Source organism: Aromatoleum sp. (assembly GCF_032027225.1).
GTDB lineage: Bacteria > Pseudomonadota > Gammaproteobacteria > Burkholderiales > Rhodocyclaceae > Aromatoleum.
On sequence record NZ_JAVSMM010000004.1, the window covers coordinates 104,906 to 117,542 of the forward strand.

A 12,637-nucleotide genomic window follows, 5' to 3' on the forward strand; every position below is an offset into this window, starting at 1 on the left:
GGATTCGGGCGCCGAATTTCTTGTTTTAACTCAAGGCGACGCCCCCGGCCGCTGCCTAGGATTCCTCCCATGCGGCCCTTGCCGCACCCAACCCTTGAGGACCCTACAGATGAGCGACCTTCCGATCTTCGACAACAACGTGTTTCCGTTCGACGCCCGCGGCGTCGCCAAGCGCTTCCGCCACGCGGCGATCTTCGGGGCGCTCGAGTCGCTGCAGGACGGCGAGACGATGCGCTTCGTCAACGACCACGACCCGCTGCCGCTGCTGGGCCAGATCCAGCAGCGCTACGGCTCGCAAGTGCAGATCAACTACGTCGCGCGCGAACCGGGCAACATCGTCATCGACTTCGCGATCCGGCTCGGCGCCGAAGAGCCGGCAGCGGCGCCGGAAGCGAGCGCCCCGCGCGCGGGTGGTTGCGGCGGCGGCGGCGGAGGCTGCGGCTGCTCGGGTCACTGAGCGCTCCGGCCGCAAGGCCGATTCCCCCGGCAGTCCCTTACCGGCCGCGCAGCAGATACGCGAGCGCGGCCGGCGCGCGCCCCACTGCGCGCAACGACACGTAGTACCGCCAGTGGTGCGCGAGGTGTCGCGCCGCGAACCCCGGGCGTAAATAAAACGTCCGGTAGAAGCGGCGCTGCAGTCGCATCAGTTCTCCCGCCGGAATCCGGCTGCAGTTGCTCTCCGCCGCGAGATAGTGATAGTCGGCCGAGCGGGTGCGCGCCGTCTCCGGCAACTCGTCCCACAGCGCAACGTCCGGGTAGGCGCGGTACAACTGCACCTGCAGGTAGTCCGGACGGATGCGACGCGCGAGCGCGAGCGTCGATTCGGCGTCGGCGAGCGTCTCGTCCGGCATCCCGATCATGAACAGCGCGACGGAGCCGATCCCGCTCTTTTCGAGCAGCGCGAACCCACGCTCGGTCGCCGCGATCCAGCCCGGCCCATCGCCGGTCTTGCCGAGGTGTTCGATCAGCCGCGGCGAGCCGCTGTCGACGCCAACCTTCAGCAGCGCCGCGCCGGCCGCACGGGCCGCATCGACCCGCTCCCCATCGAGTTCGTCGGGCCGCGCGTTCGCCATCCACGGCAGCGCGACGCCGCGACGCACCAGTTCGTCGGCAAGCCGCAGGAAGCGCGCGCGGTGCACGAGGAGCGAGTCGTCCTCGAACGCGATCGCCTGCGCACCGGCGTCGCGCAGCGCGAGCACCTCATCGACGACGCGCGTGACGTCGCGCTCGCGCAAGTCGCGGCCGACGCTCTTGCGCACGATCGCGGTGCAATGGCGGCACGGGCGCGGACATCCCCAGCTCGTCAACACATAGCCCCAGCGCGCGACCGGCCGGCCCCGGACCGGGAACGGAAACGCGTAATCGCGCAGTTCGCGCTTGCCGAAGCGCGGGAACGGCAGCGCGTCGGGTTCGCGGACGAGTTCGGCGACACCCGCGTCGAGACGACGGCGGCATTCAGCCTGCAACGCGGCGAGCGGCTCGCCGGCGCGCAAGCGCAATACGAGGCGCGGCACCTCCTCTTCCGGCTCGCCGGGCAGCACGAGATCGAAGGCGCGGTCCCAGCCGGGAAACCCGGTGCGCGCGACGTGCTGCACCTGCTGGCCGACCGCAATCGTGACGACGCCATGCTCGCGCAACGCCGCCCCCACCCGCACGGATTCTTCGAGACACCACGTGACCGCGCGGATCACGACGTAGCGAGGGCGGCACGCGAGCACCACGGCGATCGACTGTTCGACGGAAAAGCGGCCGAGCCAGCCATCGAAGAGCAGCACCGGCGCGCCGAGCGCGTCTTCGAGCCGCGCCTGGATGTACTTCAGATCGAGCGCCGGGTGCAGATGGCGCGGGTGGCCGGTGTGCCGCGCCGCTTCGCGATCGACGCGCAACAGCACGACGCCGCCCGAGCGATTTGACAGTATGGCTTCGGCGCTCACGCCGGAGGCGGAGGCCGTCCCGGCGACTTCGCCCACGTTCATCGCAACTCCCCTGTGACGCGGTCGAGCGTCGCGAGGATCCGCTCGCGCCGGCGGCGCGACATCCGGTCGTGAAGCGGAATCTGCACCGCGCGCGAATATGCATGCGCGGCGCCGGGGCAGTCGTCGAAGCCAAGCATTCTCGCAGTGTCGTCCATCACCTCGCCGCCGATGCCCAGATCGAGCCCGGCCCGCTGCGCCGCCGCGCGCAGCGCGACGACGTCGCCATCGTACAGCGCGACGAGGTTGTAGCACGCGGGCGTCCCGATGCCGTCGCGCCGCTGCACGACGAAGCGCGCCGGCAGCCGGGCGACGAGTTCGTCCCGCAGCCGGTTCAACCGCCGATCGCGCGCGTCCACCCGCGCGAGGCGGCGCAGCGCGAGTCGCGCCTGGAATCCCGTGAAGGCGCCGGCCACGCCGCGGACGCGTTCGTGCGCGCGGCGATAGAAGCGATCGAAACGGCCGGCACGCCGGCCCGAGAACATCAGCCGCGCGAGAAATCCGTAGGCGGGACTGCGCACGACCATTTCCTCAGCGAACTTGACGAGCGCCTTGCGCACCGCCGGCCATTCGCGTCGACGGCGGCCGGACAAGCGCGCGCGGATCGCGGCGGCGAGCGCGTCGTCCGTCGTCGCGCACACGCCACCACCGAACGCCGCGACCGGCTTCGTCGCTTCGAGGCTGAACAGTGCGGCGCGACCGAAAGCGCCGACGGAGCACCCGTCGATCCGCGCGCCGAGCGCATGGGCGCAGTCCTCGATAACCGGGACACCGTGCTCGTCCGCGAGCGCACAGATCGCCCGAATGTCGCACGGTGCACCGAGCAGATGCACGACGAGGACCGCGCGCGTGCGCGGCCCCAGCCGGCGGGCGACGCTGTCGGGCGTGACGTTGAGGCTCGCCGGGTCAGTGTCGGCGGGCACCGCGACGATGCCGCGCGCAGCGATCAGCGGCAGGAGCTCACCGAGCGTGTAGGCGGGAACAATCAGCTCGTCGCCGGCGCGAAGGCCGAGGCCGTCGAGGATCAGGTCGAGCGCGTCGCGCCCGCTCGCGGTCGCGAGCGCGTGAGGCACGCCGACACGGCGCGCGAACGCGCGTTCGAACGCAGCGACGTCCGCTTCGGCCCGTTCGGGCGGCGCGAGCAGCGCGCGGACGGCATCCGCGAGATCGTCGAACTCGAACACAATGCGCCGGCGCGGGATCACGCTTCGGCTCCCGCGCAGCGCGCGTCGATCAACTCCGCCGGCCGACTCGCGACCCCGGCGAGGAGCACCGCGCGCGCCGCGCCGGACACTTGCGCGACGGTAATCCGCTTCATGCACTGGTTGTCCTTGCAGCGCGTGCGTCGCTGGTTGCCGGCATTCACGCATGGCGAGCACGGCAGTCCGGCGCTGATCACCGCCGCGTTGCCAAGCGGTCGGAACAGCGACGGCGTTTCCGGCCCGAACAGCGCGATCACCGGCAGCACGCTGACCGCGGCGAAGTGCGCCGGCCCGGAGTCGTTGCTGACCAGCAGCGCGCTCAGGCTGAACAGCGCCGGCAGTTCCGCGAGCGTGAAGAGGCCCGCGACGTCGACGCAGCGCGCGTCACCGACGTCCGCGGAGATCAGGGCCGTCGTCGCCGCATCCTCGTCGGCGCCGATCAGGAGCACGCGGACATCGTCGAACTCCGCGAGCACGTCGCGGATCAAGCCCGCGAAATTCGCCGCCGGCCAGCGCCGCTGGGGCAGCAGCTCGCTCGCGTTCGCGTTGACGAGCAGCAGTCGCGCGGGCAGGCGGCCGACGCGTGCCGCGAGCTTGGCCCGCACCACGTGAAGCTCGCCCGGCGTCACGCTGCGCGATTCGATGCGGGGCGCATCCATCGCATTGCGTGGGAACGGCGCCGCGCCGTCCGCAGGCGGGAGCAGCGCATCGACGAGCCGCAGATAGTTCTGCGCCATGTGCCGCCCGGGGTCGAACGCCACCGGATGCGAGTAGAGATCGCCGCGGTACGGACCGGGACCGTCGAAGCGGTGGAAGCCGACGCGCCGCCGCACGCCGGTGAGGACGCACAGCACCGCGGTGATGCGCGAAAAGAGCTCGGCGTCGACGATCGCGTCGATCTCGCGCCGGCGCACCCAGACGAGAAAGCGCCAGGCGTCGCCCACGAGTTCGCTCGCCGACCCGGTGCGGATCAGGAACACGTTTTCGCCGCGCAGCGTCCCGGTGATCGCGAGGCTCCCGAGGTTGCGCGCGAACGTCACGCAGCAGGTTTCCGCGTCCGTGCGCGCGCCGAGCGCGCGGAGCGCCGGGTCGGCCAGCACCATGCTCCCCGATTCTGCGAGCTGCACGAACAGCACGCGCCGGGGGGCGGTCTCCGCGATCGGCGCACGCGGCCCCGCGCAGCGGTATGCGCGGCGAAGCAGCGTCAGTGCCGCACACACGGGCACGCCCAGCCAGCGGTCGAGCCGGCGGAAAGTGTCATGGCCGATCATCTGGCGGGGATCGGATCGAGCCGATCGGACGACGAGGAAAACAACGGACGGAAGAAGACGTAAGGGAACATCGGCATCAAGAGCGCGGGCACGACGGAACGGGTTTGCACGTCGCGCCGCGGCCGGAATATACCGCGCTTTCGCGGAAGGAGTGGCGCGATACCCATTACGGGCTGCGAGCGCGATCGGATGACGCGAAACGCCTGTTACGATGCCGGACACATATCGTGAGGTTTGGCGCGGCATGATCACGATCGCGGTGCGGGGCGAACAGCGCCCGAACCGCCCGACAACGCAGGCCCTCACCAGAACGGGGCGGACAGGAGCGCAACGCATGAGCGGAAACCGGTCTTTGTCGCACACCTTCGAAGACGACTTCCGCGAGTCGCTGCTGCACCCCCTCATCGAGCAGTCGCCGACGCTGATCGCCGTCGTGAGCCGCAAGGGAGCCTATCTCTTCGCCAACGCGCAATTCGCGAGCACGATCGGCCTGCCCGTCGACGAGCTCCTCGGCCGCCACGAAAACGACGTGCTGCGAAGGGTCGACGGCGCGGAGCTCTTGCGCGTCGACGCCCTCGCGACCAAGGCCGGCCCGGCGAGCTTCTTCGAGGAAGGCCGGATCCGCGGGCGGCGTCGGCGTTTCATGACGGTCCGCTATCCGCTGCGCAACAGCGACGGCGAAGCGATCGCAACCTGCCTCACCGCGACCGAAGTGGTGGCGTCCCAGCCGTGCGACGACGACACGCGCGCGAGCCTCGCCTCCGTCGAGGAGCGGAACGGCGAGCTGCAGCGCGCGCTGGAGCAGATGGAGCGCCTCGCCTACACCGACCGGCTGACCGGCGCGTGGAACCGCCGTCATCTCGAAGACTCGGCGCTGATCGAGATGTCGCGCGCCGAACGTCACGGCTTTCCGGTGTCGATGCTGATCATCGACGTCGACCACTTCAAGGCCCTCAATGACAGCCACGGCCATGCCGTCGGCGACCGCGTGCTCGTCGGCCTCGTCTGCTGCATCCGCAGCGGCATTCGTCGCGCGGACACCGTCACCCGCTGGGGCGGAGAAGAGTTCGTCGTCCTCGCGCCGGACACCCCGCTACACGAGGCGGAGCGGCTAGCGCACAAGATCCGCGATCACATCGCCGCGGCGACGTTCGGCGAAAACCTTGCGGTCACGGTGAGCATCGGCGTCGCCGAGTACGAATGCGGCGCGGGCTTCGAGCCGTGGTTCGCCAACGCCGACCGCGCGCTTTACAAGGCGAAAAGCGCCGGCCGCAACAGCGTCGTCTGCGATCAGCTCACCGGCCTGCGCGCGAGCCTCGGAAGGTCCCGGAACGCACCGTTGCAACTCAACTGGCGCGAAGCGTATCGCGGCGGACACCCGCTGCTCGACGGGCAGCACGAGCGACTGTTCGAGCATGCGAATCTCCTGCTCGACGCAATCGTCTGCGGCGCGCCACGCGAGGAAACCCTGGGCATCGTCCAACAGCTGCTCGATGAAGTCCGTCGGCACTTCATCGACGAGGAGCGCGTGCACGCCGAAACCGGCGTCCCGGACCGCCGCGCCCATGCCGCCGAGCACGCACGGCTGCTCGACAAGGCCGACGGCATGTACGCGCTGATCCTCCACGATGACGCGCCGGCGATCGAGCTGTTCCAGTTCCTCGCGTACGACGTGATCGCCCAGCACGTGCTGGGCGCGGATCGCCGCACCTTCCCTTACCTGCAAAAGCACGACGACAGCCACGACGAGCGCGTGTCGAATTAGTCACGTTCTGCTCCCGCAAGCTTCCCGTTCGCCCGCCAGGCCGCGATAATGATCCGCATTCGGCTTTCCGGTCGCGACATGGAACCTTCGCCGCGCCCGGTCCCACAAACGCCAGGCGTCCCACCGGCCGCGTCCGGAAAGCCGCCTGACGCCCAGGCCCGACGGGAACCGCCCGTCGGGGCGCCGGGATGCCCGCGGATGCCATGGACGAATCGCCCGACAACGCCCCCGAGCCGAGATCCTTCGACGCACATGTGCCGCCGCGCAGCATCGCGATGCCCGGCTCGCACGCGTCCGTGCGTGCGCGAGCGCTGCCGGCGCGGGACTGGTTTCACGCCGGCGGGCGCGTTGCGGCGGCGCTGCTCGCGTTCGGCGCGCTCGCGAGCTTTCCGGCCACCGCGCAGCAATCCGACATCGCGTCGACCCGCCACAACCTGTCGGTCTCGAACCCGATCGCCGGCGCAGTGAAGGCGACGAGCGAAAGCCAGATCTGCGTCTTCTGCCACACGCCCCACGCGGCTAACGCCGCCGCGCCCGCGCCGCTGTGGAACCGCTCGCTGTCGAGCCAGACCTATACGCCCTACACGTCGAACTCGCTCGACGCTGAAACGATCTTCGGCGCGCTCGCGCAGCCCGGCGGCAGCTCGAAGCTGTGCCTGTCGTGTCACGACGCCACGATGGCGCTCGGTACCGTCGGCGTGCTGGGGGGGAAAGCCAACGTCGCGGTCGAGGGGCTCTCCGCGCCGATGCCTGCCGGCCCGCAAGGCGCGACGAGCGGCTTCACGCGCAACCTCGGCGTCGACCTGCGCAACGACCACCCGATCTCATTCACGTACAACGATGCGCTTGCGACCGCCGACGGCGAGCTGCGCGCGATGGACGCGCAGCAACGTCACCCGCCCGGCGACGGCCGCGTGATCGGCATTCGCGGCCCGGGATACCGGCCGCTGCTGCCGTTGCAGCCGACCGGCACGGGAGGTGCCGGGCAGGTGCAATGCACGACCTGCCACGACCCGCACCTGAAGGCCGCAAAGTTCCTGCGGCTCAACCGATTGCAAGCCGTCACGCCGAGCGGCGGCGCGTTCAATTCGGCGAACGATCAGATCTGTCTCGGCTGCCACGACAAGCTCGGCCTCGCGTGGGCGCAGTCGTCGCATGCGTCGCAGACGATCGCGGACGAGGTTTACAAGCCGGAGGCGGCGACGCGGCGGGAATTCCCGGCGAACACGGCCGTATGGCAGGTGGCCTGCCTGAACTGCCACGACACGCATGCGGTGCAGGGCACCCGGCGGCTGTTGCGCGAAGGCATCACCGGCGGCACCGGCGGGATTGGCATCGGCAGTTACAAGCTCGGTTCGTCCGGGGCGCCGAATACCGCGTCGGCGATCGAGGAAACCTGTTACCAGTGCCATACGACGAGCGCGAACAGCGTGATCGGCACGGCGACCGGCGTCGTGCCGGACATCCGGTCCGATTTCAACCTCACTCGCCACATGCCGATCACGACGTCCGAACAGAAGTCCGGCGTCGAGAGCCATGACATCCGGAACAGCGATTTCGTCGAGGACCGCGAGACGCTCGGGCAGATCGACATCACGAAGCGGCACGCCGAATGCACCGACTGTCACAACCCGCATCGCGTGCTGCGCAACAGCATATTCAACGGCAGCGGATTGGACACGCAGCGCACGCACACGCCCGGCGGTCCGAACGGCAACCTCGCGTCGGGCGCATTGCGCGGCACGTTCGGCGTCGAGCCGCTCTACGGGTTGCGCAGCTTCTTCGCGCTGCCGAACAGCTACACCGAGAAAAAGGGCAACGGCGGCATCGGCGCGAGCACCGCGGTCGGCAGCCCGTGGGTCACGCGCGAGTACCAAGTCTGCCTCAAATGCCACTCCGATTACGCGTATCCGGACGACAACCTGTTTCCGAGCGGCAATACGCGACCCGAGCTCGGCAGCCCGGGCACGCCCTCGACCGTGACGTCGCGCAACCTGTACACGCGCTACACGAACCAGGCGCGCGAATTCCAGGCGCCGCTGACCCACAAGGGCGCGCCGGGCAGCCAGGGCACCGACGCCGGCGCCGGCTACAACACGAACAACCACCGCTCCTGGCACCCGGTGATGGACACCACCGGGCGGACGACCGCGCAGCGCAACAACGCGAGCGCAAACTCGTGGCTGGCACCGTGGAACGCGAACGTCGGCAACCAGACGATGCACTGCACCGACTGCCACGGCTCGAACACCGCCGGCGGCTCGATCACGCCGGCGGCCGGCAGCGCCTGGGGGCCCCACGGCTCGACGAACAACTTCCTCCTCAAGGGGCTGTGGGACACGGGCACCGGCAGCGGGCAGAGCAACGCGCTGTGCTTCAAGTGCCATTCGACCGTCTATGGCAGCGGCGGCGGCACGACCGGTTTCCGCACGAGCCGCGGCGACGGCCATCACGTCCATAGCGCCGCCGACAAGCTCAACCAGTCCCGCTGCAACTGGTGCCACGTCGCGGTGCCGCACGGCTGGAAGAACAAGTCGCTGCTCGCGAACCTCAATGACGTCGGCGCCGAGGCGGGACAAAGCGGCAGCAAGGAAGTCGCGACGAGCAGCAGCAACGACACATACAACCAGGGTCCTTACTACCGCAACGCGAAGCTCAAGATCGTGACCTTCCGCCAGAACGCGAACTGGAGCGAAACGGACTGCGGCTCGGCGGGCAAGGTCATCGGCGACCGCATCCCGAACAGCCAGGGCGGCACCGGCAACACCACCGGAACCGGCCGCGACTGGATGACGAACACATGCATGAATCCGCCATGAGCCGAGCGAGACGTCGTTCGATGTAGGCACCGGGGACCGAATCGGCGCGACTCGGATCAAGGTGAAAGGCTCGATTCTTGCTTGATCCGGCCGCTACCTTTCCCGGTCCGACGGCGCATGAAACCCTGGCTCATCCTGATCAACGATTTTTCCCACGACCTGTTTACGGGGCTGTGGTTCGGCGGCTTCGTCACGATGTTCGTGCTCCGCCAGCGCGCCGCCGATCCCGCGCTCGACGGCGGGCAGCTCACGCTGATGACGGAACTCGTCGATCTCTTCTTCTGGGTCACGCTCGGGTCGCTCGGCTGCATCATCCTGACCGGCGTGTTCCGCTTCTTCTATTACCGCAGCTGGGACGGCAGCGGCATGAAGCACATCAAGAAGCGGCTGCTGATCATCAAGCACGCGGTCCTCGGCACGTCCTTCCTGATCGGCACCGGCTTCGTCGTCGCGTGGGGCCTGTGAGGATTCGACGATGAGTCAGCCCGCAGTCGCCGCGCCCGATCCGGTTCGGGACGCGCTCGCGCAACGCATCGGCGCGATGCTCGCCGCCGGCGTCGACGGCGATCCCACGCCGTTCGACGGACTCGCGCTCGAGCTCTTCGCGTGGCAGTACGAGAAGAACGGCGCATACCGCCAGTTCTGCGATGCCAAAGGAACTCATCCGGAACGCATTTCCCACTTCCGGGAAATTCCCGCCTTTCCGACCGACGCGTTCAAGTCGGCGATCGTCACCTCATTCCCATTCGAGCAGGCCGTCATGGCACAGCTCACGAGCGGCACGACCGCGAACCGACGCGGCCAGATCTTCCGCGACGAGGTCGGCCGCGAACTCGTGCTGACCGCCAACCGCGTGATGACTGCGGCTTACCTTTTCCCGGACTTCGCCGACGGCCAGCGCTGCCGCGTGCTGATCCTCGCCCCGAGCCCGGAGATGGCACCGTCGATGGGCATGGCGATCGGCATGGATGAGACGCGGCGGCATTTCGGCGCCTCCGACAGCCGCTTCCTGCTCGACTATTCCGGCCTCGACATCAAGGCGCTGATCGCCGCGCTCGAGCAGTCCGAGTCGACCGGCGTGCCGGTCGCGATGATCGGCTCGACGTCGGCCTTCGTCTATTTCTTCAACGCCTGCAAAACGCGCGGTCTCACCTTCCGCCTGCCGGCCGGGAGCCGCATCGGCGACGGCGGCGGCTACCGCGGCCGCTTCGGTGAGCTCACGCAGGACGACTTCTTCCGCCTCGCCACCGAGGTGCTCGGCATTCCCGCGTCCCACTGCGTCAATGTGCTCGGCATGGCCGAGACCGCGACCGGCTACTTCGACGACACCCTGCGCGCCGCGGTACGCGGGCGGCCGTCGGCGCGGCGGCGCAAGGTGCCGCCGTGGGCGCGCGTCGAAGTCGTCGATGTCGAAACGCTGCGTCCGCTGCCGGCCGGCGAAATCGGGCTGCTGCGCCACTACGACCTGGCGAACCTGCCGACCGTCCTCGGCGTGCAGACCGACAACCTCGGCTACGTCGGCGAGGACGGCGACTTCCAGATCGTCGGCCGCGCGAAGCTCGTCGACGGCAAGCTCGCGCCGCTGCCGTCCGAGCGCGTCGTCGGGCCGATGGGCGACAAGCGGATCTTCCGCTTCCTCGAGGCGTACGTGAATTTCTCGATCAAGTTCAAGATGGGTCTCGCGCGCTCGCGCCGCCCGGGCGCCCCGCCCGCCCCGCTGCCGATGACGCCGCCGGTCTGTCCGTGCGACGAACTCACTGAAGAGATGCTCGCGAATCCGCTTCCCCGCGGGCGCGACGCAGCCGCTCCGAACCGGTCCGAAATGCCCGCGAGCTGACCATGTTTCGGCCTCACGGATAATTCCCATGACATTTTTCTCGGGAATGCCGGGCGCGTTGATCCCGATCAACAGGACCCACGCACCGCTCACCTACCATCCGCCGCTTTTGCCCGCCGAGAGCGCCGGAACCGAAAACCAGACACGATGAAATCGCCTCACTCCCCGCTGACCTTCGTTCCGCCCCCGCGAACCACCCCCGCAATCCCGCGCCCGCGGCAGATCAAGCGCGTCGCGCTCGTCACCGTCCCCTACCATTCCGGCGTCGTCGAATCCGCCGGCACCTGGCTCAACGTCGGCTTCGTCTATATCGCCGGGTCGCTGCGCGCGGCCGGCTACGAAGTCGATTACTACGACGCGATGTCCCTGTGGCACAACGCGGACGACATCCGCAAGCGGCTCGAGGACTTTCGCCCCGACGTCGTGTGCACGTCGGCCTTCACCGCCGCGATCGTCGCCGCGACCGGCCTGCTTCGGCTCGCGAAGGCGGTCGACCCCGAAATCGTCACCGTCATCGGCAACGTGCACGCGACCTTCTGCTACGAGGAAATGCTGCGCGCGGACCACGACGCGATCGACTTCGTCGTGCGCGGCGAAGGTGAGCGCACGCTGCCGGAACTGCTCGCGTGCCTCAACGCCGGCGACGACCCGGCGAAGGTCGCCGGCATCTCGTTCTGGCGCGACGGCGGCGTCATCGCGACCCGCTCGGCCGGCTTCATCCGCGACCTCGACGCGCTGCCCACCGCGTGGGATCTCGTCGAATGGCCGATCTACAAGTACCGCGCAAAGAAGGACGCCCGACTCGCGATCGTGTCGTCGGCGCGCGGCTGCCAGCAGGACTGCTCGTTCTGCTCGCAGAAGCTCTTCTGGCGGCGCGGCTGGCGCGCGAGGAGTCCCGAGAACTTCGTCGCTGAACTCGAAATGCTGCACGCTAAATACGGCGTCCAGGTCGCGATGCTCGCCGACGAGATCCCGACGCTCGACCGCAAGCGCTGGGAACGCATCCTCGACCTGATCATCAAGCGCAAGCCGGGCGTGCGCCTGCTGATGGAAACGCGCGTCGACGACATCGTCCGCGACGAGGACATCATGGACCGCTACGCGCTCGCCGGCGTCGAGCACATCTACGTCGGCGTCGAGGCCGGCGAACAGGCGACGCTCGACCTCTTCAAGAAAGGCTCGAAGGCCGAGGACTCCCGCCGCGCGATCGAAATCATCAACGGCGCCGACATCGTCTCCGAAACCTCGTTCGTCCTCGGCATGCCCGGCGACACGCCGCAGACCTTCCACGACGCGGTCGAGCTCGCGAAACTCTACAACCCCGACATGGCGTTCTTCCTCGCGATCGCGCCGTGGCCGTACGCGGACCTCTACCCGCAGCTCGAGAAGCACGTCGCGGTAAAGGATTACAGCCAGTACAACCTCGTGCAGCCGGTGGTCAAACCCGAGGCGATGACCCTCGAGGAAGTCGAGCGCGAGCTCGGCCGCGCATCGCGCAACTTCTTCATGCACAAATTCCAGAACCTCGACGAACTGTCGGACTGGAAGCGCGAATTCATGCTGTCGGTGTTCGACATCCTGATCAATCACTCCTACCTGTCGAACCAGATGCGGGACATGGCCAGCGCCAAGCGCATGCCCGACGAAGTCAAGGCGATGCTGAAGAAAGTCAGTGCGGCGAAGCGCGACTTCCGTCAGGGCGAGGCGCGCACCTTCGCGCCGATTCCCTGATCCCGCCACGCGCCGCCGCCCGAGCCGATCTTGCGTCTT

At 68.7% G+C, this 12,637-nt stretch carries 9 protein-coding genes; 6 read left to right on the forward strand and 3 right to left on the reverse strand.

All coding sequences use genetic code 11. From position 1 onward, the window contains the following. Window positions 1-109 precede the first annotated feature (109 nt). The gene (locus ROZ37_RS06710) at window positions 110-457 is read left to right on the forward strand and encodes a DUF2249 domain-containing protein (RefSeq protein WP_312658436.1); all 348 of its coding nucleotides are present in this window, start codon (window positions 110-112) and stop codon (window positions 455-457) included. Window positions 458-494: 37 nt separating this feature from the next. On the opposite strand, the gene ROZ37_RS06715 is transcribed toward ROZ37_RS06710, so the two are convergent. From ROZ37_RS06715 to ROZ37_RS06725, 3 genes are read right to left on the reverse strand one after another with little or no spacing between them, the layout of a single operon-like run. Continuing rightward, a complete protein-coding gene (locus tag ROZ37_RS06715) occupies window positions 495-1,976 on the reverse strand; it encodes a radical SAM protein (protein ID WP_312658437.1) in 1,482 nt (493 codons plus the stop codon). Next, a complete protein-coding gene (locus tag ROZ37_RS06720; protein ID WP_312658438.1) occupies window positions 1,973-3,178 on the reverse strand; it encodes an aminotransferase class I/II-fold pyridoxal phosphate-dependent enzyme in 1,206 nt (401 codons plus the stop codon). The genes ROZ37_RS06715 and ROZ37_RS06720 overlap by 4 nt, the downstream gene beginning before the upstream one ends. Beyond that, window positions 3,175-4,446 carry a glycosyltransferase family 9 protein gene (locus ROZ37_RS06725; RefSeq protein ID WP_312658439.1) on the reverse strand — a complete coding sequence of 424 codons (1,272 nt, stop codon included), beginning with the start codon at window positions 4,444-4,446 and terminating at the stop codon, window positions 3,175-3,177. The genes ROZ37_RS06720 and ROZ37_RS06725 overlap by 4 nt, the downstream gene beginning before the upstream one ends. A gap of 334 nt (window positions 4,447-4,780) precedes the next feature. Here ROZ37_RS06725 and ROZ37_RS06730 point away from each other — a divergent pair, with 334 nt between their 5' ends. The 5 genes from ROZ37_RS06730 to ROZ37_RS06750 all read left to right on the forward strand — a co-directional run bounded on the left by ROZ37_RS06730 (window position 4,781) and on the right by ROZ37_RS06750 (window position 12,598). Continuing rightward, window positions 4,781-6,211, forward strand: coding sequence for a diguanylate cyclase (locus ROZ37_RS06730; RefSeq protein ID WP_312658440.1), 1,431 nt, complete (start codon window positions 4,781-4,783; stop codon window positions 6,209-6,211). Window positions 6,212-6,414: 203 nt separating this feature from the next. Next, window positions 6,415-9,030: a cytochrome c3 family protein gene (locus tag ROZ37_RS06735; protein ID WP_312658441.1), complete on the forward strand. Its 2,616-nt coding sequence runs from the start codon at window positions 6,415-6,417 to the stop codon at window positions 9,028-9,030. Between the two features lie 117 nt (window positions 9,031-9,147). Then, window positions 9,148-9,495: a hypothetical protein gene (locus ROZ37_RS06740; protein ID WP_312658442.1), complete on the forward strand. Its 348-nt coding sequence runs from the start codon at window positions 9,148-9,150 to the stop codon at window positions 9,493-9,495. A gap of 10 nt (window positions 9,496-9,505) precedes the next feature. After that, entirely contained in the window at window positions 9,506-10,867 is a 1,362-nt protein-coding gene (locus tag ROZ37_RS06745; protein ID WP_312658443.1) for an acyl-protein synthetase, read from the forward strand. Between the two features lie 147 nt (window positions 10,868-11,014). Next, window positions 11,015-12,598, forward strand: coding sequence for a B12-binding domain-containing radical SAM protein (locus tag ROZ37_RS06750; RefSeq protein WP_312658444.1), 1,584 nt, complete (start codon window positions 11,015-11,017; stop codon window positions 12,596-12,598). Window positions 12,599-12,637 lie beyond the last annotated feature (39 nt).